The sequence below is a fragment of the Mesorhizobium sp. M0001 genome, from assembly GCF_040324255.1.
GTDB lineage: Bacteria > Pseudomonadota > Alphaproteobacteria > Rhizobiales > Rhizobiaceae > Mesorhizobium.
Map to the genome: position 1 here is coordinate 380,196 of NZ_JAMYVS010000003.1, position 22,184 is coordinate 402,379.

22 protein-coding genes are annotated in these 22,184 nt (G+C 63.5%); 10 read left to right on the top strand and 12 right to left on the bottom strand.

The genetic code is table 11. From position 1 onward, the window contains the following. Nucleotides 1–34: 34 nt before the first annotated feature. Together NKK50_RS11750 and NKK50_RS11755 are read right to left on the bottom strand one after the other, a co-directional pair. Entirely contained in the window at nt 35–1,039 is a 1,005-nt protein-coding gene (locus NKK50_RS11750) for an inorganic phosphate transporter (RefSeq protein WP_023703518.1), read from the bottom strand. Nucleotides 1,040–1,042: 3 nt separating this feature from the next. Next, a complete protein-coding gene (locus tag NKK50_RS11755; RefSeq protein WP_352543458.1) occupies nt 1,043–1,684 on the bottom strand; it encodes a DUF47 family protein in 642 nt (213 codons plus the stop codon). Between the two features lie 158 nt (nt 1,685–1,842). Between NKK50_RS11755 and NKK50_RS11760 the strand changes: the two genes are divergently transcribed. The 10 genes from NKK50_RS11760 to NKK50_RS11805 all read left to right on the top strand — a co-directional run bounded on the left by NKK50_RS11760 (nt 1,843) and on the right by NKK50_RS11805 (nt 12,334). After that, on the top strand, nt 1,843–2,742 hold the full coding sequence (locus tag NKK50_RS11760; protein ID WP_023688790.1) for a LysR family transcriptional regulator: 900 nt from the start codon (nt 1,843–1,845) through the stop codon (nt 2,740–2,742). Between the two features lie 194 nt (nt 2,743–2,936). Beyond that, on the top strand, nt 2,937–3,416 hold the full coding sequence (locus NKK50_RS11765; RefSeq protein WP_023738147.1) for a formate dehydrogenase subunit gamma: 480 nt from the start codon (nt 2,937–2,939) through the stop codon (nt 3,414–3,416). After that, nucleotides 3,413–4,969, top strand: a complete 1,557-nt coding sequence (locus tag NKK50_RS11770; protein ID WP_352543459.1) for a formate dehydrogenase beta subunit — start codon at nt 3,413–3,415, stop codon at nt 4,967–4,969. Before NKK50_RS11765 ends, NKK50_RS11770 begins: the two co-directional genes overlap by 4 nt. Before the next feature lie 10 nt (nt 4,970–4,979). Next, entirely contained in the window at nt 4,980–7,892 is a 2,913-nt protein-coding gene (fdhF, locus tag NKK50_RS11775) for a formate dehydrogenase subunit alpha (RefSeq protein WP_023673425.1), read from the top strand. A gap of 220 nt (nt 7,893–8,112) precedes the next feature. Next, complete coding sequence (fdhD, locus tag NKK50_RS11780; protein WP_352496886.1) at nt 8,113–8,943, top strand: formate dehydrogenase accessory sulfurtransferase FdhD; 831 nt, start codon at nt 8,113–8,115, stop codon at nt 8,941–8,943. Further along, nucleotides 8,933–9,247: a formate dehydrogenase subunit delta gene (locus tag NKK50_RS11785; RefSeq protein WP_023688796.1), complete on the top strand. Its 315-nt coding sequence runs from the start codon at nt 8,933–8,935 to the stop codon at nt 9,245–9,247. The genes fdhD and NKK50_RS11785 overlap by 11 nt, the downstream gene beginning before the upstream one ends. Nucleotides 9,248–9,381: 134 nt before the next feature. Then, nucleotides 9,382–10,935 (top strand): alpha/beta fold hydrolase, encoded by a 1,554-nt coding sequence (locus tag NKK50_RS11790; protein ID WP_023823790.1) that lies wholly within the window; start codon nt 9,382–9,384, stop codon nt 10,933–10,935. A gap of 110 nt (nt 10,936–11,045) precedes the next feature. Beyond that, a complete protein-coding gene (locus tag NKK50_RS11795; RefSeq protein WP_023688798.1) occupies nt 11,046–11,525 on the top strand; it encodes a carboxymuconolactone decarboxylase family protein in 480 nt (159 codons plus the stop codon). A 76-nt stretch (nt 11,526–11,601) separates the two neighbouring features. Further along, the gene (locus NKK50_RS11800; protein ID WP_352496887.1) at nt 11,602–11,964 is read left to right on the top strand and encodes a nuclear transport factor 2 family protein; all 363 of its coding nucleotides are present in this window, start codon (nt 11,602–11,604) and stop codon (nt 11,962–11,964) included. Between the two features lie 55 nt (nt 11,965–12,019). After that, nucleotides 12,020–12,334 (top strand): hypothetical protein, encoded by a 315-nt coding sequence (locus tag NKK50_RS11805; RefSeq protein ID WP_023834344.1) that lies wholly within the window; start codon nt 12,020–12,022, stop codon nt 12,332–12,334. A 28-nt stretch (nt 12,335–12,362) separates the two neighbouring features. On the opposite strand, the gene NKK50_RS11810 is transcribed toward NKK50_RS11805, so the two are convergent. The 10 genes from NKK50_RS11810 to NKK50_RS11855 form a co-directional block, all read right to left on the bottom strand. Continuing rightward, the gene (locus NKK50_RS11810) at nt 12,363–13,061 is read right to left on the bottom strand and encodes a DUF3592 domain-containing protein (protein WP_352496888.1); all 699 of its coding nucleotides are present in this window, start codon (nt 13,059–13,061) and stop codon (nt 12,363–12,365) included. Nucleotides 13,062–13,214: 153 nt separating this feature from the next. Continuing rightward, nucleotides 13,215–14,642: a gamma-aminobutyraldehyde dehydrogenase gene (locus tag NKK50_RS11815; protein WP_023673417.1), complete on the bottom strand. Its 1,428-nt coding sequence runs from the start codon at nt 14,640–14,642 to the stop codon at nt 13,215–13,217. A gap of 105 nt (nt 14,643–14,747) precedes the next feature. Next, nucleotides 14,748–15,563, bottom strand: coding sequence for an ABC transporter permease (locus tag NKK50_RS11820; protein WP_023673416.1), 816 nt, complete (start codon nt 15,561–15,563; stop codon nt 14,748–14,750). Then, complete coding sequence (locus tag NKK50_RS11825; protein WP_352543460.1) at nt 15,553–16,518, bottom strand: ABC transporter permease; 966 nt, start codon at nt 16,516–16,518, stop codon at nt 15,553–15,555. The genes NKK50_RS11820 and NKK50_RS11825 overlap by 11 nt, the downstream gene beginning before the upstream one ends. Before the next feature lie 220 nt (nt 16,519–16,738). Next, a complete protein-coding gene (locus NKK50_RS11830; protein ID WP_352543461.1) occupies nt 16,739–17,737 on the bottom strand; it encodes an ABC transporter ATP-binding protein in 999 nt (332 codons plus the stop codon). A 210-nt stretch (nt 17,738–17,947) separates the two neighbouring features. After that, on the bottom strand, nt 17,948–19,102 hold the full coding sequence (locus NKK50_RS11835) for an ABC transporter substrate-binding protein (RefSeq protein ID WP_023692632.1): 1,155 nt from the start codon (nt 19,100–19,102) through the stop codon (nt 17,948–17,950). A gap of 211 nt (nt 19,103–19,313) precedes the next feature. Further along, a complete protein-coding gene (locus NKK50_RS11840; protein WP_023673412.1) occupies nt 19,314–20,225 on the bottom strand; it encodes a LysR family transcriptional regulator in 912 nt (303 codons plus the stop codon). An 80-nt stretch (nt 20,226–20,305) separates the two neighbouring features. After that, nucleotides 20,306–20,917 (bottom strand): DedA family protein, encoded by a 612-nt coding sequence (locus NKK50_RS11845; RefSeq protein ID WP_023692634.1) that lies wholly within the window; start codon nt 20,915–20,917, stop codon nt 20,306–20,308. Nucleotides 20,918–20,972: 55 nt separating this feature from the next. Further along, nucleotides 20,973–21,248 (bottom strand): hypothetical protein, encoded by a 276-nt coding sequence (locus NKK50_RS11850; RefSeq protein ID WP_155923951.1) that lies wholly within the window; start codon nt 21,246–21,248, stop codon nt 20,973–20,975. A 69-nt stretch (nt 21,249–21,317) separates the two neighbouring features. Next, nucleotides 21,318–22,082 carry a DeoR/GlpR family DNA-binding transcription regulator gene (locus NKK50_RS11855; RefSeq protein WP_023685103.1) on the bottom strand — a complete coding sequence of 255 codons (765 nt, stop codon included), beginning with the start codon at nt 22,080–22,082 and terminating at the stop codon, nt 21,318–21,320. Nucleotides 22,083–22,184 lie beyond the last annotated feature (102 nt).

Genomic DNA, 22,184 nt, shown 5'->3' on the forward strand with positions numbered 1-22,184 from the left:
TTGGCAGCGACTCCAAGCACCACCGGTGTCCGCCTCACCCTGCCAGGCCAACCGCTAGGTAGGTGAGCGCCGAAATTGCAGCCGTGGCCGGCAAGGTGACGATCCAGGCGATGACGATGTTGCCGGCAATGCCCCAGCGCACGGCCGAGACGCGGCGGGCGGCGCCGACACCGATGATGGCCCCGGTGATGGTATGGGTGGTCGACACGGGGACGCCGAGCCAGGTGGCGGCAAACAGGGTGATGGCGCCGCCGGTCTCGGCGCAGAAGCCCTGCATCGGATTCAGCCGGGTGATCTTCGAGCCCATCGTGTGAACGATGCGCCAGCCGCCGAACAAAGTGCCGAGCGCCAGTGCTGTCTGACAGGTGAGGACGACCCACAGCGGCACGTAGAACGTCCCGCCGAGCATACCTTGCGAATAGAGCAGCACGGCGATGATGCCCATGGTTTTCTGGGCGTCGTTGCCGCCGTGCCCTAGCGAATAAAGCGAGGCCGAAAAGAACTGCATGACGCGGAAGGTGCTGTCGACGGCGAACGGTGTCTGGCGCACGAACAGCCAGGAAACGGCCAGGATCAGGACCAGCGCCAGAACAAACCCTGTCGCCGGCGACACGACGATTGCGGCGACCGTCTTGCCAAGCCCGGTCCAGACGATGGCGCCGGGCCCAGCCTTTGCAACGCCGGCGCCGACGAGCCCGCCGATCAGGGCATGCGAACTGCTGGACGGGATGCCGGCAATCCAGGTGACGATGTTCCAGACGATGGCGCCAACGAGCGCCGAGAAGATCACCGCCGGCGTGACGATGCTGACGTCGACGATACCTTTTCCCACAGTTTCAGCCACGTGAAGGCCGAAGAACATGAAGGCGATGAAATTGAAGAAAGCCGCCCACAGGACCGCATATTGCGGTCTCAGCACGCGGGTGGAGACGATGGTGGCGATGGAGTTCGCTGCATCGTGCAGGCCGTTGAGAAAATCGAAAAACAGCGCGACGGCGACAAGGCCGATCAGCACGGGAAAGGCGATGGTGGCTTCCATTGCCTAAACGTTCTCGATGACGATGCCGCTGATCTCGTTGGCGACGTCCTCAAAGCGGTCGACCACCTTCTCCAGCTGGCCGTAGATCTCCGAGCCGATCAGGTAGGCCATCGGATCGCTGCGGCCATGCCGCTTGAACAGGTCCTTCAATCCCTGCTCATGCAGATCGTCGGCGCGGCTTTCGACGCGCATCACCTCTTCGGCGATGGCGTTGAGGCGTACCGTGTGCGTGCCGACCTTGCTGAGCAGCGGGATTGCTTCGGCAACCAGCCTGGAGGCGGCAACGATGACGCCGCCCATCTCCTGCATCAGCGGGTCGAATTCCTTCTTTTCGAACAGCTTCACCGTCTTGACGGTCTTGTGCATCGTGTCGATGGCGTCATCCATCGACTGGATCAGGTCCTTGATGTCGCCGCGATCGAAGGGCGTGATGAAGGAACGCCGCACCGCCAGCAGCACTTCGGCCGTGATATGATCGGCCTCGTCCTCGAGATCGATGATCTTCTGGCACCAACGATCGATGTCCTTGCCCTGCAGGAGCTGCTCCAGCGCCTCGGCGCCGCCGACCACGGTGCGGGAATGCCGTTCAAAGAGGTCGAAGAAGCGATCTTCGCGCGGCAAAAGCTTGCGGAACCAGCCCAGCATGTCCGATCTCCTCGTATTCCATCCAACCACATAGCGCCGTGTTCGGCCGGGGGAAACAGCCAGCCGGCCCAAAGATGTGGATGCATGGCCAATTGCGGGTAGAGCTTGCGGCGAAAGGCAATTTCCCCGACCTTGCGCGCAACGAACGGACGGATGGTATGATCGACAAGCTCGAATTCTTCATCGCGCTGGCCAAGGAGGAGCATTTCGGCCGGGCGGCGGAAGCGTGCGGCGTCACGCAGCCGACCTTGTCGGCCGGGATCAAGCAGCTGGAGGGCCAGCTAGGCGTCATGCTGGTCAATCGCGGTTCGCGCTTTCAGGGGCTGACGCCGGAAGGCAAGCAGGTGCTGGTGTGGGCGCGTCGCATCGTCGGCGATTCCAGGACCATGCGCGAAGAGATGCGGGCGGCGCGACATGGCCTGTCCGGGCGTATCCGTATTGCCGCCATCCCAACCGCCCTCGCCATGGTGGCGCGGCTTACGACGCCATTTCGCGAGAAGCATCCGGGCGTCACCTTCTCTATCCTGTCGCGCACCTCGATCGAGGTGTTGTCGCTGCTCGGCAATTTCGACGTCGATGCCGGCATCACCTATCTCGACAACGAGCCTCTCGGACGGGTGACCAGCGTGCCGCTCTATGACGAGCGCTACCAGCTGATCACGGCGGTCGGAAATCCCTATTCGGATCGCGACAAAGTGACATGGGCCGAAATCAGCCAGCTGCCGCTCTGCTTGTTGACGCCGGACATGCAGAACCGCCGCATCATCGACCAGCATCTGGCCGAGGCCGGCGTGCAGGTGCGGCCGACACTGGAATCCAACTCGATGATCGTGCTGTTCTCCCACATACGGACAGGCAAATGGTCGTCGATCATGCCGCTCAACCTGGCGGAAACATTCGGTTTTTCCGAACCGATCCGGGCCATTCCGATCGTCGAACCGGATGCCAGCCACACTGTCGGGCTGGTCGCCGCGCCGCGCGAACCGCACACGCCGCTGGTGCAGGCGCTGCTGGACGAGGCGATGGCGCTGGCAGACGATTTCCGCGCCAATCGCTGAGCTAGTCATAACTGGTCAATCGGCGCGATAGAAATTTTCTATCGTGCAACGAAACCGCTTTATTGATTTCAGAGGTTTTCTCTGATTTCTTAAGCACTTAGCGATTAAGCGGCGTAGGCATGTCGTTGTTCCAAAACTGCTTCATGCTTTTGGACGATTATATGCATCGGTCGCTACGATAGGGAGGGCGCTGCGTGACGATGCAGCCTGCAAGTACCGAGATACAGTCGCGCACGGCGGCGATCATCCAGGAGTTGAAGGGCCTCGAAGGCCCCCTGCTGCCGATCCTGCACGAGATCCAGGAAGAATTTGGCCACGTGCCGCAGGACGCCGTGCCCGTCATCGCCGATGGGCTGAACCTGTCGAGGGCCGAAGTGCATGGCGTCGTGACCTTCTATCATGATTTCCGTGCCCGGCCGGCTGGCCGGCATGTGCTCAAGCTTTGCCAGGCGGAAGCCTGCCAGTCGATGGGTTCGGATGCGATCGCCGCAAAGGTCAAGCAGTTGCTCGGCATCGATTTCCATGAGACCACCCGCGACGGATCGGTTACGCTTGAGCCTGTCTATTGCCTCGGGCTGTGCGCCTGTTCACCGTCGGCGATGCTGGATGGTGAGGTGATCGGGCGGCTCGATGACGAGAAGATCGAAGAGATCGTCGCGGAGGTACGCTCATGATCCCGCGCATCTACATTCCAGGTGACTCCGGCGCGCTGGCGCTCGGCGCCGAAAAAGTCGCCAAGGCTGTTCGTGCGGAACTGGCCGAACGGGGTGTCGAGGCCAAGATCGTCCGCAACGGCTCGCGCGGCGCCTATTTCCTCGAACCGATGGTCGAGGTCGCGACCGAAAAGGGCCGCGTCGCTTACGGGCCGGTCAAGCCATCGGACGTCAAGAGCCTGTTCGACAGCGGCTTTCTCACCGGCGGGCATCACAAGCGCTGGCTGGGCGCGCCCGACAAAATCCCGTTCCTGGCCAAGCAGACGCGCCTGACCTTTGCGCGTTGCGGCATCAACGACCCGCTATCGCTCGATGCCTACAAGTCACTGGGCGGGCTCAAGGGCCTGCAGAACGCGGTGGCCATGGCGCCGCTCGACATCGTCAAACAGGTCACGGAATCGGGCTTGCGCGGCCGAGGCGGCGCCGGCTTCCCGACCGGCATCAAGTGGAAGACGGTGCTCGATACGACATCTGACCGCAAATACATCGTCTGCAATGCCGACGAGGGCGACAGCGCCACCTTTGCCGACCGCATGATTATGGAGGGCGACCCCTTCGTGCTCATCGAAGGCATGACGATTGCCGGCATCGCCACCGGCGCGACCAAGGGGTTCGTCTATATCCGCTCGGAATATCCGCATGCGGTGGCTGTCATGAACAAGGCTGTCGAGGTCGCCCGCAAGGCAGGCGTGCTCGGCGTCAGCGTGCTGGGTTCGCCCAACGCCTTCGACATGGAAATCCGCGTCGGCGCCGGCGCATATGTCTGCGGCGAGGAAACTTCGCTGCTGAACAGCCTTGAAGGCAAGCGCGGCGTGGTGCGAGCCAAGCCACCGCTGCCGGCAATCCAGGGTCTGTTCGGCAAGCCGACGGTGATCAACAACGTCATCAGCCTGGCCTCCGTGCCCATCATCATGGACAAGGGTGCTGCCTTCTACAAGGATTTCGGCATGGGCCGCTCGCGCGGCACGATCCCGATACAGATCGCCGGCAACGTCAAGTTCGGCGGCCTGTTCGAGGCGGCGTTCGGCATGACGCTGGGCGAGATCGTCGACGATATCGGCGGCGGTACGGCCACAGGTCGCCCGGTGAAGGCGGTGCAGGTCGGCGGCCCGCTCGGCGCCTATTTCCCGCGCGGCCTGTTCGACACGCCGTTCGACTACGAAGAGTTCGCGAAGCGCGACGGGCTGATCGGCCATGCCGGCATCACCGTGTTCGACGACACGGCCGACATGCTGAAGCAGGCGCGCTTTGCCATGGAGTTCTGCGCCATCGAAAGCTGCGGCAAGTGCACGCCCTGCCGCATCGGCTCGATACGCGGGGTGGAGACCATCGACCGGCTTGCCGCCGGCATCGAGCCGGAGAAGAACCTGGCACTGGTCACCGATCTCTGCAACACGATGAAGTTCGGATCGCTCTGCGCGCTGGGCGGCTTCACGCCCTATCCGGTGATGAGCTCGATCACCCATTTCCCCGAAGATTTAAAGCCCGCGCCGGCGCGCGTGGCTGCTGAATAGGAGCTGGCAGATGAATATCAAGGCCGACTTCCCGACACTCATCGAAGAACTCGATTACGGAACCCCGGAATCGAAGGCGCAAAAGCAGGTTACGCTGATCGTCGACGGCCGCAGCATCAGCGTGCCGGAGGGTACGTCGATCATGCGCGCGGCGATGGAAGGCGGGGTCGAGATCCCAAAACTCTGCGCCACGGACATGCTGGACTCGTTCGGCTCCTGCCGCGTCTGCCTGGTCGAGATCGACGGGCGCGGCGGCACGCCGGCATCCTGCACGACCCCCGTCGGCGAAGGCATGGTGGTGCGCACGCAATCCGAGCGGCTCGACGCCATCCGCCGCGGTGTCATGGAGCTTTACGTCTCCGACCACCCGACCGGCTGGAACGAGAAGGCCGGCACCGGCGCCAGCGAGTTCGACGTTGTGGCGAAATCGGTCGGCCTGACCGAGAACCGCTTCGGCATTGAGGGCCGCAACCACGTCAAGCAGGAAAACGGCGTCGCGCCCGGCCATGGCTCGCTGGCGGTCGACTACATCGCCCGCGACGAGTCCAACCCCTATTTCACCTATGATCCGGCGCAATGTATCGTCTGCTCGCGCTGCGTGCGGGCCTGCGAGGAGGTGCAGGGCACCTTCGCGCTGACGATCGAGGGCCGCGGTTTCGAATCGCGCATGGTCGCCGGCATGCACGAGGATTTCATCGCCTCCGAATGCGTGTCCTGCGGCGCCTGCGTGCAGGCCTGTCCGACCGATGCGCTGCGTGAAAAGACCGTGCTTGAGAAAGGCATGCCCGAGCGTTCCGCTGTCACCACCTGCGCCTATTGCGGCGTCGGCTGCTCGTTCAAGGCCGAAGTGAAGGACGACGAAGTCATTCGCATGATGCCCTACAAGGACGGCAAGGCGAACCACGGCCACTCCTGCGTGAAGGGCCGTTTCGCCTATGGCTATGCCACCCACAAGGACCGCATCCTGTCGCCTATGATCCGGGAAAAGGTCAGCGATCCCTGGCGCGAGGTGAGTTGGGAAGAGGCCATCGCCCATACGGCCAAGGAATTCCGCCGTATCCAGTATCAATACGGCCGCACCTCGATCGGCGGTATCACGTCCTCGCGCTGCACGAATGAAGAGACCTATCTCGTCCAGAAGCTGGTGCGCCAAGGCTTCCGCAACAACAATGTCGACACTTGCGCGCGCGTCTGCCACTCGCCGACCGGCTACGGCCTCGGCCAGACCTATGGCACCTCGGCCGGCACGCAGGATTTCGATTCCGTCGATTTCACCGATGTCGCCGTCATCATCGGCGCCAATCCGGCTTCCGCGCACCCGGTGTTCGCCTCGCGGCTGAAAAAGCGGCTGCGCCAGGGCGCCAAGCTGATCGTGCTCGATCCGCGCCGCACCGAAATGGTCAAGTCGGCGCATATCGAGGCCGACTATCACCTGCCGCTGAAGCCCGGCACCAACGTGGCGGTGCTGACGGCGCTGGCGCATGTCATCGTTACCGAAGGGCTTTTCGACGAAGCCTTCATCCGCGATCGCTGCGACTGGGCGGAGTTCCAGGATTGGGCTTCTTTCGTCGCCTTGCCGGAAAACAGCCCCGAAATCGTGGGCAAGCTGTCCGGCGTCGATCCCGAACTGATCCGAGGTGCTGCACGGCTCTATGCCAAGGGCGGCAATGGCGCGATTTATTACGGCCTCGGCGTGACCGAACACAGCCAGGGTTCGACCACGGTTATGGCTATCGCCAACCTTGCCATGGCGACCGGCAATATCGGCCGCCCGGGCGTCGGGGTGAATCCGCTGCGCGGCCAGAACAACGTGCAGGGTTCCTGCGACATGGGCTCGTTCCCGCATGAACTGCCGGGCTACCGCCACATCTCCGGCGAGGCGGTGCGCGACATCTATGAGACGTTGTGGGGGGTGAAGCTCGACGACGAACCGGGCCTGCGCATCCCCAACATGCTGGATGCCGCCGTCGACGGCTCCTTCAAGGGCATCTACATCCAGGGCGAGGACATCCTGCAATCCGACCCTGATACCAAGCATGTCGCGGCCGGCCTGGCGGCGATGGAATGCGTCGTCGTGCACGACCTGTTCCTCAACGAGACAGCTAACTACGCGCATGTCTTCCTGCCGGGCTCGACCTTCCTGGAAAAGGACGGCACCTTCACCAATGCCGAGCGCCGCATCAACATGGTGCGCAAGGTGCTGGAGCCGAAGGCGCGCTATGCCGACTGGGAAGCGACACAGGAGCTTGCCCGCGCGATCGGGCTGGATTGGAACTACCAGCATCCCTCCGAAATCATGGACGAGATCGCCAAAACGACGCCAAGCTTCGCCGGCGTCTCCTTCGATCTGCTCGACCGTGTCGGATCGGTGCAATGGCCCTGCAACGAGAAGGCGCCGCTCGGCACGCCGATCATGCATATCGACGGCTTCGTGCGCGGCAAGGGCAAGTTCATCCGCACAGAATATGTGGCGACCGACGAGCGGACCGGGCCCCGTTTCCCGTTGCTGCTGACCACCGGCCGCATCCTCAGCCAGTACAATGTCGGTGCACAGACAAGGCGCACCGAAAACGTCATGTGGCACTCGGAGGACCGGCTGGAGATCCATCCGCACGATGCCGAGAACCGCGGCCTGCGCGATGGCGACTGGGTGCGGCTGACCAGCCGTTCGGGTGAGACGACGCTGCGTGCGCTGATCACCGACCGGGTGTCGCCAGGTGTGGTCTACACAACGTTCCACCATCCCGACACGCAGGCCAACGTCATCACCACCGACTTCTCCGACTGGGCGACCAACTGCCCGGAGTACAAGGTGACCGCGGTGCAGGTCGGCGCCTCCAACGGGCCTTCGGACTGGCAGCGCGATTATAACGAGCAGGCCGAGCAGAGCCGCCGCATCGCAAAGCTGGAAGCGGCGGAGTAGTCTTGCCACGGCGTTCGACAATAAGAGCTTCAATCTTGACGGTTGGTCGACCCCTACTCCGTCGAGCTTTGCTCAACACCTCTCCCCCGATCGACGGGGGAGAGGAAGGACGCGAGCTTATGCCGCCTGGCGCCTTTCCTCTCCCTCCGGTGGGGGGAGAGGAAAGGCGCGAGCCTCCACAGCTACTGCGAAGGACGGACAGGGCAGAGGGGCGCGCCTCGTGACCCGAAAAGGCCAAGCCACCACCCAAATCTCTCGCCTTGCCCACCGCGCCAGCGGCACTGCGGCGGCCAACCGCATGGTGCCGGAGGAGACGCCGGTGGCGTTCTCCTTTGCCGGCACCACCCATGCGGTGATGATGGCGAGCCCGGCCGATTTCGAGGATTTCGCGCTCGGCTTCTCTCTGACCGAAGGCATCATAGCCTTGCCTGACGAAATCGATGCGATTGAGGTCGAGGACCATGGCGCCGGCATCGATATCCAGATCCGGCTGAAGGACCAGGCCAATACGCGCTTCGAGACGCGGCGCCGGCGCTTGGCCGGGCCGGTTGGCTGCGGGCTGTGCGGCATCGAATCGATTGAGGAAGCGATGCGCTCGGTCGACAAGGTTGGTGCGTCCAAGCTTACGCTTGAAGCCGACGATATCACCCGTTCGGTAAAGCTTTTGTCCAAGGTGCAGCCTCTGCATTCAGAAACCGGCGCCGTGCATGCAGCGGGCTTCTACATTCCCGGCAAAGGCATCGTCATGGCGCGCGAGGATGTCGGCCGGCACAATGCGCTGGACAAGCTGGCCGGCGCGCTGGCGAAGGCCGGCATTGACGGTGCATCGGGCGCGGTGGTGGTGACATCACGCGTCTCGGTGGAGATGGTGCAGAAGACGGCGGCGATCGGCTCGGCCTTCATCATCGCCGTCTCGGCGCCGACAGCGCTCGCCATCCGCACCGCTGATGAGGCCAGCATGACGCTGGTGGCGCTGGTGCGCGGCGACGATTTCGATGTTTTCACCCACCCGGAACGGGTGGTCTTGGGAGTTGCCCAGCATGTCGCATGACGAAGAACACATCACGAGCACCGGGGAAAAGCTGGTGCGCATGGCCAACCAGATCGCCGCCTTCTTCCATTCAAGGCCCCGCGAGGAAGGTGTGGCGGGCGTGGCCGAGCACATCAACAAGTTCTGGGAGCCCAGGATGCGCCGGCAGTTCTTCGAGATGCTGGACAGCGGCGGCGAAGGTTTTGACGAACTCGTCGTCGTGGCCTCGGCCAGGATCAAGCGGCCGAAGACCGAGGAGCAGGCCGATGTGAGCATCGGCTACGTCCAACCCACGGGTGCAGAGAGCGCCGCTCCCCAGAAATAGCCTCCCCCAGAAATGGCGGGCGAACACGGTTCGCCGCGGGCTATATTCCTGTCTTCTAAAGTTTGGCTGCCGCATCCGCCGGGCGTCTGCTATGGTCGGCGATCAGAAATCGTCTGGCCGGGCGGGATAGCAACGTGAGGCCGATCGAGACGCGATATGCCCTCAGCGGCGACGTGCGGATCGCCTATCAGGTGGTCGGCCAGGGATCGTTCGACCTGGTTTTCGTGCCTGGCTTCATCTCCAATCTCGACCTGCATTGGGAAGACGAGGGCTACGCCAGGCTGTTGAAACGGCTCTCGGCGTTCTCGCGGCTGATCCTGTTCGACAAGCGCGGCACCGGCCTGTCCGACCGCGTCGACCCACGCCACCTGCCCAGCCTCGAAACCCGCATGGACGATGTGCGCGCGGTGATGGATGCCACCGGCAGCGGCCGCGCGGCCTTGCTCGGCGCTTCGGAAGGCGCGCCGATGGCAATGTTGTTTGCCGCCACCTATCCGGAACGGACACGAGCGCTGGCGCTCTATGGCGGTTATGCGCATTTCCACAAATGGGTGATGTCGCCGGAGCGCCTCGAGGCCTTCATCGCGACGGCCGGCACGGAATGGGGCACGGGCGCCACACTGCCCAACTTCGCTCCCGGCCGGGTAGATGATGCGCATTTCACCCAGTGGTGGGCCCGCTTCGAGCGGCTGTCGGCCAGTCCGACGGCAGCGGCCGCTCTTGCCCGAATGAATGCCGGGATCGACGTGCGCGGCGTGCTTTCGGCGATCGGCGCACCGACTCTGCTCATCCATCGCCGCAACGACGCGCGGGTGGACCCCGGAGCCAGCCGCTTTCTGGCGAAAAACATCTCGAATGCGCGACTGGTCGAGGTCCCCGGGCGCGACCACCCGATCTGGACCGGCGATGTCGACCGGGTGGCCGACCTGATCGAGGAATTCCTGACCGGCGAGCGTGCCGTGGCCGAAGCGGAGCGCGTGCTTGCCGCTCTTCTGGCGACACGCATCTACGACACGGCGCGGGTTGGCGACCGCATGTGGAGCGAGCGCAGCGAGCGCTTCCAGGAGAGCTGGCGGCAGCTGGTCGGCCGTCATGGCGGACGCGTTGCCGGCATCCATGGCGAATTGATGATCTCGCGCTTCGACGGGCCGGCGCGGGCCATACGCTGCGCGGCGGCACTGCGCGATGCGGCGCAACATATGGGCATTGCAAGCGCCCAGGGCGCCCATGTCGGCGAGGTCGAAATGCGCGGGCCGCCCGTGGGGCTGATGGCACGGGTGACGATGCAGATCGCCGCCCATGCCGGGCGCGGCGACATTCTGGCGTCGCGGCTGGCGGCCGATCTGGCGGCGGGGTCCGGCCTGTATTTCATCGATGCCGGGCGTGTCACGGTGGATGAGCTGGACGAGCCGCTGGCGCTGGTCCAGGCGACGTCGGAACAGCACCTGGAGCCGGCCTGCCGCCCCAAGGCGAAACCCGCCGAGCCGGCTCAACTGACGGCGCGCGAAAGCGAGGTGGTGATCCTGATCGCCGACGGCAAGAGCAATGCCGCGATCGCCGCCGAGCTGAGGCTCAGCGAGCATACGGTCAAGCGTCATGTCGCCAACATATTGCTGAAGCTCGATTTGCCGTCACGGGCGGCGGCAGCGGCATTTTCCGCCAGGCAGGCTGGCCCGGACGGGCCATAGGGACCATGGCGCTTTCGGGCGAAGCGGCCAGGTGGGGTCGAGGCGTACCAATTCTCTCCACGCAGGCCAGGCGGATGTCGCCGGGAAAGGCACTGCGGATGGAGGATGCAATGCTGAAGTCAAACAGGTCGATCAAATCGCTGGTGATAGCGGCAGGCGTTGGCGCGCTGTTCACGATCGCTCCCGCCAGGGCCGAGGATGCCTCGGCGGCCGCCGCCTACAAGGACATCGAGGCGACGCTCGGCTCGGTGCCGGACATGTTCAAGACGCTGCCGGATGTCGCGGTTGCCGGCGCCTGGGCCGAGATCAAGGGTGTGCAGCTCAACCCCAAGACCGCGCTCGACGGCAAGACCAAGGAACTGCTGGGGCTGGCCGTCGCCTCGCAGATCCCCTGCCAGTACTGCATCTATTTCCACACCGAGGCCGCCAAGCTCAATGGCGCGACCGATGAGGAGATCAAGGAAGCGATCGCGATGGCGGCCATCGTTCGCCACTGGTCGACGATGCTCAACGGCAGCCAGGTCGATTTCGCGACCTTCAAACAGCAGACCGACGGCGTGTTCGCAGCCGTCAAAGCCAAGTCGCAGTGAAAGACAAACGCCCGGCGGTGCGCGCCGGGCAGTGCTTGATCATCAACCGCCCGATCGACGGGCCATGGAGGAAGAAATGCTGACAAAGACGCAAAGCGTGGACGGCGCGGCGATCAAGAAAGCGATCGAAGGACGGGACGGCAGGATGCTGGCGAGCTTCTATGCCGACGACGCGCTGGTGCGGGTGATCGACCGCAACAATCCGCCGAGCAAGCCGCGCGAGATCCGCGGCCGGGCGGCGATCAGCACGTTCTGGGACGACATCTGCAGCCGGGCGATGACCCACAAGGTCGACACCACCATCGCCGACGGCGACAATCTCGCCTTCACCCAGGCCTGCGTCTATCCGGACGGAACGAAAGTGTTCTGCGCGGCGATGCTGGAGCTGAAGAATGGGCGGATTGCACGACAGACGGTCGTGCAGGCTTGGGACGAGTAGTTGCACCGCGAAAAGATCAACCGCGGTTTGGGCCGCAAAACTGGAGGAGACAAAAATGTTCAGCGCCAGATGGCAGATCGACGCCAAGTTCGGGCACAAGCAGACCGTGCTCGACCTGTTGAAGAAATGGGAACGCGAGATCGGCTCTCAGGTCGGCATTGCCGATCTCGAGTTCCAGATCATGACCGGTTCGATCGGAGCTCGGGAAGCGACGGTCGAATCGCATCATCAGGTCGAAAGCCTTGCCCAGCTGGAGGGTTTCTTCGCCAGGATCGGCATGATCGACGCCCACGCCAAATGGGGCAAGGAGATGGAGCCCTACGTCGTTTCAGGCACCAGCCTTTGGAACATCTACCGCATCGTGGAGTAGCCGTGGCAGGTGCAGCAGTTTTCGGCCATCAGTTGCGGCGGCCGAAACTCGTCCGCTGCCCGGAAAACCGCCCTTCCCTGGCCAATCCGGCAGCCGCGACACGTGCCGGCTGATTGGGCAATGTGGCCTGCTTGGCCAGGGCCGCCGCTATCAAGGCGTCGGCCTGGCGCGCGCGCTGGTCCGCGCCGGCATCTCCGGCAGGGTTGCCCGCCACGGCGGAGGTCGACATCCGCCGGCGGGGTTTGAAAGCAAGATAGAGAAGCAACGCGCCGAGCAGTCCAGCCCCAATGACGATCGTCAAACGCGTGCCGGTCATGCCGGTGCGTTCGATCTGGGTGGGGTTGGCGGGGTTCTGGACGACGGTGAGCTTGTCGCCGACCTGCGGTTCGCGGGCACCGTTCTTGTTCAGCTCCATCGTGGCCTCGACGGCGTCGGCGCCGGTGCCGACGCGCAAGGTGCCGGTGAATTTCTGGGTCACCTTCCACTCTTTGTCAGCATGAACCGTCTTGAACGCATCCACCAGTTCGCACGGGATCGTGGCGGTGCTGACGGTCTTGTAGACAATCTTGTGGGTGGTCGATTCCATGTCGCATTCGACATTGACCGCGAGGATTTCAGCAGGCGCCTCGGGCCAGCCGCTCTTCTTGATCATGTCCTTGCCGCCGAACACAGCGATCATCAGACAGAAGCCGGCAATGAGTACCAGCTTGATCTTGGTCGTGTTCATGCGCAAACCCCTCGCCGCGCGGTTTCCCGGCAAGAGGCTGCTCGTTCAGGTTGAATATTCAGTAAATCGTGAACTCCCGCCGTACCGCAAAAGTAACTCTCGCTTAATGTACAGAAAACGGGTTGGCGAATATTTTAGAGATAGTGGCGGCCTCTACCCATGCGCCACCATCACATGACGAACGGCGGTATAATCCTCCAGCGCATAGAGAGACATGTCCTTGCCGTAGCCAGACTGCTTCAGCCCGCCATGCGGCATCTCGTTGGTCAGCATGAAATGGGTGTTGATCCAGGTGCAGCCATATTGCAGACGGGCGGCCGTCGCCATGGCGCGCGAGACGTTCTTGGTCCACACCGAGGATGCCAGGCCGTAGTCGCTGTCATTGGCCCAGTTCACGGCTTCATCGACTTCGGAGAAGCGGGTGATGGAGACGACCGGACCGAACACTTCGCGGCGCACGATCTCGTCTTCCTGCAGCGCGCCGGCAACCACCGTCGGCTGGTAATAGAAGCCGGAGCCTTCGCCGGGCTTGCCGCCGGTGGTGATCTCGATGTGCTTCAGTTCCGAAGCGCGCTCGACGAAGCTCGAGACGCGATCGCGCTGGCGGCGCGAGATCAGCGGCCCGATCTCGTTTTCGGTGTCGTCGGGCTGGTTGTATTTGATGGTCGAGACGGCAGATGAGAGATCGGCGACGAGCTTGTCGTAGATCTTCTTGCCGGCATAGATGCGGCAGGCGGCTGTACAATCCTGCCCGGCATTGTAGTAGCCGAAAGCGCGCAGGCCGTTGACCACGGCGCCAAGGTCGGCGTCGTCGAAAACGATGACCGGCGCCTTGCCGCCGAGTTCCAGATGCGTGCGCTTGACCGACTTGGCGGCGGCCTGCAGCACCTTCTTGCCCGTGGCGACGTCGCCGGTGATCGAAATCATGTTGACCTTGGCGTGATTAATCAGCGTGTTGCCGACGCTGTCGCCGCGGCCGAGCACGACATTGACGACGCCCTCGGGCAGAACCTCGGCCAGGATCCTGGCCAGCTTCAGCGCCGTCAGCGGCGTCTGCTCCGACGGCTTGAAGACGACGGTGTTGCCGCCGGCAATGGCCGGCGCCAGCTTCCAGGCCATCATCATCAGTGGATAGTTCCACGGCGCGATGGAAGCGACAATGCCGATCGGATCGCGCCGCACCATCGAGGTGTGGCCGGGAATGTATTCGCCGGCGACCACGCCCGGCATCGAACGCACAGCGCCGGCAAAGAAACGATAGCAGTCGACGATCGCCGGGATCTCGTCATTGAGCACGGCGTTGATCGGCTTGCCGCAATTCAGCGCCTCGAGCGCCGCGAACTCCCGCGCGTTGGCCTCGATGCGGTCGGCGATCTTGAGGAGATAGCCGGAGCGCTGCGCCGGCGTTGTGCGTGACCACAAGACGAATGCTCGCCCGGCGGCAGTAACAGCCGCCTCGATCTGCGCCTGGCTTGCTTCAGGCAGGTTGAGAATGGTCGCCCCGGTCTTTGGATTCAGAATCGGCTCCTCGGTCTCGGTGCCGTTCTCGAACTTCGAGCCGATCAGCATCTGGGTGTCCATGCAGGTTCTCCTCGGTCAGGAGCGAGTAGCGAATAGCGAGTAGCGAATAGGGCTGGTCGTGCAATCTCCCCTATTCGCTATTCGCTACTCCCTATTCGCTGTTCTTCATTTGCCCGAACCGGCGATCTGGTCGCCGTCGCGGGTCAGGTAATAGGCGGCAAGGATGGGCAGCAGCGTCACCAGCACCACGACCATGGCGACGACATTGGTGACCGGACGCTGGCGTGGGCGGATCAGCTCTTCCAGCATCCAGATCGGCACGGTCTGCTGCTGGCCGGCGGTGAAGGTGGTGACGATGACCTCGTCGAAGGAGAGCGCGAAGGCGAGCATCCCCCCGGCAAGCAGAGCGGTGGCGATGTTGGGCAGCACGACGTGCCGGAAGGTCTGGAAGCCGTCGGCGCCGAGATCCATCGAGGCCTCGATCATTGAGCCGGAAGTGCGGCGGAAACGGGCGACCGCATTGTTGTAGACGACGACAACGCAGAAGGTGGCGTGGCCGAGCACGATCGTCCAGAACGAGAACGGGATGTCGGCTAGCGAGAAGGCCGAGCGCAACGCGATGCCGGTGATGATGCCGGGCAGCGCGATCGGCAGGATGACGAGCAGCGAGATCGTCTCGCGGCCGAAGAATTTCGTCCGTGACACGGCGGCGGCGCACAGCGTGCCCAGGATCAAGGCAATCGCCGTCGAGATGGCGGCGACACGGACCGACAGCGACAGCGCCTGCCAGACATCCGGCCGGTTCCAGGTGACGGCAAACCATTGCGTGGTCAGCCCCGGCGGCGGCCAGACGAAGCTCTTCTCTTCCGTGGTGAAGGCATAGACGAAGATCAGCAGGATCGGCAGGTGCAGGAAGAGCAGGCCGCAAGCGGCTGCGATCTTGAGGCCGAGCGGGGCGGATTGCGAACCGTCAGAGCGCATCGAAGGCCCCCATGCGCTTGGCGCCCCAGAGATAGAAACCCATGATGACGATGGGCACGACGGTGAAGGCGGCGGCGAGAGGGATGTTGCCGGCTGTGCCCTGCTGCGAATAGACGGCCTGGCCGATAAACAGCCGCGACGTGCCGATGATCTGCGGGATGATGTAGTCGCCCAGCGTCAGCGAGAAGGTGAAGATCGAGCCGGCGACGATGCCGGGCAGCGCCAGCGGGAACAGCACGTTGCGGAAGGTCTGGCCCGGCGACGCCCCGAGATCGGAGGACGCCTCGACCAGATTGCCGGGCACGCGCTCCAATGCCGCCTGCACCGGCAGGATCATGAACGGCAGCCAGACATAGACGAAGGCGATGAAGGTTCCGGTGGCGGAGACCGACAGGGAATTGCCGCCGACGACCGGCAGCGACAGCCAGCCATCGAGCATCCAAAGCAGATGCAATTTGGCCAGCAGCCAGGTCAGAATGCCTTCCTTGGCGAGGATCAACTTCCAGGCGTAGATCTTGACGAGGTAGCTCGACCACAGCGGCAGCATGATTCCGAGATAAAACAGCGCCTTCCACCGGCCGCGGGCATAGCGCGCCGCGTAATAGGCAATGGGGAAGGCGATGACGGCGGAGGCCAGCGTGACCAGAACCGCCATCGTCACCGTGCGCAGGATGATGTCGAGATTGGCGGGCTGGAACAGGTCGCCATAGGTCTTCAGCGTGAACTCATGGTTGATGAGGCCGGAAAATTCGTCGATCGAGAAGAAGCTCTGCGCCAAGAGCGCGAACAGCGAACCGATATAGACGACGCCGAGCCACAGCACCGGCGGCGCCAACATGAGGAACAGCAGGAGTTGCGGCTTGCGCCAGAACAGGTCGGACAGCCCACCGCGCACGCCGCCGCTGCCGGGCAGGATGGCGGGGGCGGTGGTTGAGTCGAGCGCGGCGATGGTCATGGGGCGCTCGCGTGCTGAAGGAACCCTGAGAAGCCGCGTTCCTTCACACCCCCCTCTGTCCTGCCGGACATCTCCCCCTCAAGGGGGGAGATCAGCAGTTTCGCTGCCTCGCCAAATCCCCAACGTTGAAGATTGGCGAAACCGGGAGGAACAGCCAATCTCCCCGCTTGAGGGGGAGATGTCCGGCAGGACAGAGGGGGGTGCTTGGCGCAAACCTCAATCATGCCGGCTCGTCCATCAAATGCAAATGCTCGCGGTTGAACGTCAGCACCACCGCTTCGCCTTCCGCCGGCAGCTTTGTCCCGACCGGCACGATGGCGTGCAGCCTCAAGCCGTCGGCGTCGAGCGCCAGCCTGGTCGTGGCGCCGAGATAGTTGGTTCCGACCAGGCGCGCGGCAACCCCTTCGCCTTTCGCAATGCTGCCGATGCGGATCGATTCGGGGCGCAAGCTGCCCCAGCGGTCCTGGCCGGAATAACGCTGGACGAAATCCGGCGGCAACACATTGGAGGAGCCGACGAAATCGGCGACGAAGCGGGTCTTCGGCCGCTGGTAGATGTCTTCCGGCGTGCCGATCTGCATGATCTTGCCGTCATTGAAGACGGCGACGCGGTCGGCCATCGACAGCGCTTCGCCCTGGTCGTGGGTGACGAAGACGAAGGTGATGCCGAGCGCCTTCTGCAGCGACTTCAGCTCTTCCTGCATGTTCTCGCGCAGCTTGAGGTCGAGCGCGCCGAGCGGCTCGTCGAGCAAAAGCACCTTGGGCTGGTTGACCAGCGCACGGGCCAGCGCGACGCGCTGGCGTTGGCCGCCGGAGAGCTGGCCGGGACGGCGGGCGCCATAGCCGGGAAGCCGCACCAGTGACAATGCCTCTTCCGCCGCCTTCTGCCGCTGCGGCTTGGCGATGCCCTTGACCATCAGCCCGTAGGCGACATTGTCCAGCACGTTCAAATGCGGGAACAGCGCGTAGTCCTGGAACACCGTGTTGACGTTGCGGCGATAGGGCGGCACGCCCTCGGCGCGGTCGCCGAAGATCGAGATCGAGCCCGATGTCGGCTGCTCGAAGCCGGCGATGAGGCGCAGGCAGGTAGTCTTGCCGGACCCCGACGGACCAAGCATGGCGAAGAACTCGCCCGGCACGATGTCGAGATCGACCGCATCGACGGCGCGCACGCTGCCGAAATGGCGAGAGACTTTCTGGAAGGAAACGGCCGAGGTCATGGGCTGTCCTGATCTGTTGCCGGTTTGTGGTTCGTCGAAATAGCTCTTGCCGCCACCAATCAGGCCAGCGGGCACGGCACTTCACCTCCCCCTCGATGGGGAGGTCGCGGCGAAGCCGCGGGTGGGGGTGACTAGCACCGGACGTCAGCGCTGCCCCCACCCCGACGCTGCGCGTCGACCCTCCCCACAAGGGGGTGGGTTAAAGGGAGCTCAACGCCCGCCGATGACGCCGATATAGTCGGACACCCAGCGGTAGTAAGGCACGCACTGGTCGTTCTGGGTTGCGCACTTGGAGACCGGGGTCTTCCAGAACTTGATCTTGTCGAAGTTCTCGTAGCCGTTGGTCTTGCAGCCTTCCTCGCCGAGCAGCTCGTTGCCCTTGCAGGCAGCGGGCACCACGGGGAGCGAGCCGAACCAGGCCGAGACATCGCCCTGGACCTTGGGCGACAGCGAATGCTCAAGCCACATATAGGCGCAGTTGGGATGCGCGGCGTCGGCCTCCATCATGGTGGTGTCGGCCCAGCCGGTGACGCCTTCTTCCGGCACGGTCGAGGCGACCGGCTTCTTGGCGGCAACCAGCGTGTTGACCTGGTAAGGCCACGAACCGGAAGCGACGACGCCTTCGTTCTGGAAATCGTCGACCTGGATGGCGGCGTCATGCCAGTAGCGGCCGACCAGCGTCCGCTGAACACGCAGCAGCTCGAGCGCTGCCTTGTACTGGTCTTCGTTCAATTCGTACGGGTCCTTAATGCCGAGTTCCGGCTTGTGGAACATCAAATAGTTGGCGGCGTCGGCGATGTGGATCGGGCCGTCATAGGCCTGGACGCGGCCCTTGTTGGACTTGCCGTCCGGCAGGTTCATTTCCTCGAAGACGACGTTCCAGCTCTTGGGCGCTTCCTTGAAGACATCGGTGTTGTACATCAGGATGTTCGGGCCCCACTGATAGGGAACGCCGTAATGCACCTTGTCGACGGTGAACCAGGGCGCATCCTTCAGACGGTCGTCTACCGCCTTCCAGCTCGGGATGAGATCGGTGTTGATCGGCTGCACGCGCTTGCCGGCAACGAGGCGCAGCGATGCGTCACCCGAAGCGGTGACTAGATCGAACCCACCCTCATTCATCAGCGAGACCATCTCGTCGGAGGTGTTCGCGGTCTTGACGTTGACCTTGCAGCCGCTCTCCTTCTCGAAGGAGGTCACCCAGTCATAGCCCTTGTCGGTTTCGCCGCGCTCGATGTACCCCGGCCAGGCAACGATGCTGACCTCCCCTTCGCCCTTGCCAAGTTCCTTGACCTGGGCGACGGCCTGACCGGAAAAGGTCAGCGCGACCGTCAAGGCGGTGCACGTCTTCAGGAATGAATTCATCGTCAATCTCCCATTTTGGCGCCTGACTGCGAAGCGAGTCGCCGCCGCGGTCAGCCGCAGGCTGAAAAGCGTCAGTTCATCCGATGGCACGTTGCCGCTCTGATCGCGGCTTTCGTCCCTGACATGAAAAGTGCTCGGAAAATTCCGGTTTCGCAAATTCATTTATCAGAAACGCGATATCGGTTTTTCCGATAGATAACCACGCACCCTATCAACGCTGCTGGCGTACCATACGCTGCGACTGGGCAAGGCCGATGAAGTCGCGCGACGCCTGCGGCAGACCGGAGCCGCGGCGCCAGACCATGCCGACCTGGACGACCGGCAGGGAACCCGAAATGTCGCGCGATTCGATGCGGTCGCCTTCCAGCGACCACGGCCGGTAGACTAGGTCGGGCAGCAACGCCACGCCCGCACCTGTGGCGACGAGGCTGCGAACGGCTTCGACCGAGCGGGTGCGAAAGGCGACATGCGGCCTGGCGCCGATCGCCGCCAGAAGCTTGCCGGTGTTCTCCTCGATCTCGTCGACGGTCAGCATGATCAGCGGCTCGCCGGCAATGTCGCCTATGCCGATAATGTCGGCGCTGGCCAGCTTGTGGCCGAGCGGGACCCACAGCCGGTAGGCCGAGACCTCGAGGATTTCCGACTGCAGAGCGGTGCGGTCGCGCAAATTGGAGGTGACCATGACGGCAATGTCGAGCTTGCCGCCGATCAGCAGATGTTCGAGATAGTCGCCATTGTCCTCGATGGCCGAGACATCGACGCCGGGATAGGCGCGGCGGTAGCGCGCCAGCAGATCGGACAGCACATAGCCCGCGACCAGCGAGGTGACGCCGAGCTGCAGCCGCCCGCCGGCCACCACCTGGTCGTCGGAAAAAGCGCGGCGCGCGTCGGAGACGTCGGCCAGGATCTTGGTCGCATGGCGCAGGAACTGGTGGCCTTTGTGGGTAATGTTGAGGCCACGCGGATGGCGCTCGAACAATTCGACGCCGAGATCGCTCTCCAGCTCCTTGATCGCCTCGGTGACCGAGGATTGCGAGATGGAGAGGTTTTGTGCGGCGCCCGACACCGTGCCTTGCTCGGCGACGGCAATGAAGAACTGCAGCTGGCGGATGGTGAAAGCCATGGCCGGACTAAACACCGGCGCGCCGGGGAAGGAAAGCCGAAGGCGGAGCTTATACCCATACGGCTTGAGGCGCCTCCTGGTCAGCCGAACCCGAGGCGCCGCCGGCAGGCAGGACCGTAGCGAAGCGCGAGCATGAACGCCGTCTCCAGCGCCAGGACGATGACGATGATGCGAAAGCCGATGGCATAGGAATCCCGGCCGCTGCCGCGCATAAGGTAGCCGGTGACGAGGAAGCCGGTGTTCCATAGCGTGGCGCCGAGCAGCGTCGCCGCCGCGAAGGGCAAGAGTGGAAGACGGAGCGCGCCGGCCGCGATCGGCAGATAGTTGCGAACCGTCGGGATGAACTGCGCCAGCAAGGAGACCCGGACATGATGGCGGCGGTAGGCCTGACCAAGCTTGCTGTAGGTCGCATAGCGCAAGCAGACATATTTGCCGAAACGCTCGACCAGCCTGTCGGCACGATCCAATCCAATCCTACGGCCCACACTATACCAGACAAGGCAGCCTGTGATGGCGGACAGCGTCGTCACCAGAAGCAGGATCGCCAGCGCCAGGAGATCGGAGGCTGCCGTCATGCCGAGGAACAGCAGCAGCACATGCGAGGGCGGCAGCGGCAGGATCTTTTCAGTGAAGGCGAGACAGCCGACACCAAGCAGGCCGAAGCCCAGGATCGCCGACAGTGGATCAGTCATGCGAAGCGCCAGTCATAGGTTTTGAGGTTCTTGATCCTGGACACCTTATACACCGTCATACACCGTCGCCGGCGGAAAGTTGCGGAATGTCCGGCCAAGCCGGGTCCGCTTCCAGGTCGGAGCGCGCAAGCGTCCAGGAAAGACAAGGCATCGTTTGCAGCATGGTGGCCTCATTGCTGATGCGGGCGATTCGCCCGGCCCGCATTTCGACGAGGCGCTGTTTGCGGCTGCCAAGTTGCATGGACATTGCGAAGAGCGGGATGATTGAAAAAAGCAATTTTTCACCAGAACGACATCTTATGCGGCCGGCGACGCGGCGCGCATGATGCACAACATCGCCTTCGTGGTATCGGGTGGCGGCATGGGCCGGGATCGCGGCGCGCCAGTCGCTGGTGTTTGGCTAGGCCGCAGCGATGCTGAGGCGCGCTCCAGCCTCGGCAAGTGCCGAGGCAATGTCGCGCGGCGGCGGCTGGTCGGTGGCGAGTTCGGAAAAACCGTCGAAGCCGCAGACCTGGACCAGACCCTGGCGACCGAACTTGGTGTGGTCGGTGATGACCAGCGAGCGCTGGCCGCGCGACAGCACCATGCGGGCGAACTCCGCCTCTTCCAGATCGTAGTCGGCAAGGCCTGCGGCGGCATCGACGGCGCCGATCGAAATCACCGCATGGCTGACCGAGAAGCGGCTGACGAAATCGATCGCCGAGGCGCCGAAGGCGGCTCCGGAATCGCTGCGCAATTCGCCGCCGGCCATATAGACCTTGTTGCCGTTGACGGTGGCCAGCGTGCGGGCGATGTCGGATGAATTGGTGACCACGGTCAGCCGCCGGTGGCCGAGCAGTTCGCGGGCCAGGAACGAGGTCGTGGTGCCGGTGTCCAGCATGACCGATTCACCGTCGCGAATGGTGGCAGCGACCATGCGGGCGATCAGCCGCTTGGCCTCCGCATTGTCGCGCATGCGCCGCTCGAACGGCGCTTCGCCGGCCATCGACGGCAGGCCGATGGCGCCATGCATCTTGAGCACCGAGCCATTGCCGGTCAGTGGCTTGACATCCCGGCGCACCGTTTCAAGCGAAACCCCCAGCCGGTCGGCGAGGCTGGCAATGGTGACGGTGCCCTCTTCCTTGAGGAGGCGGAGGATTTCGCCATGCCGTTTCGAATGGATCATCTGGCTTCCTGAATTTGCGGCCTGCCCGGTTTTAGGGCAATGCCGCCGTTTTTAAAGGAATTGCTCGTGGTTTCGGGCAAAACACCCAAAAAAAGTCACAAC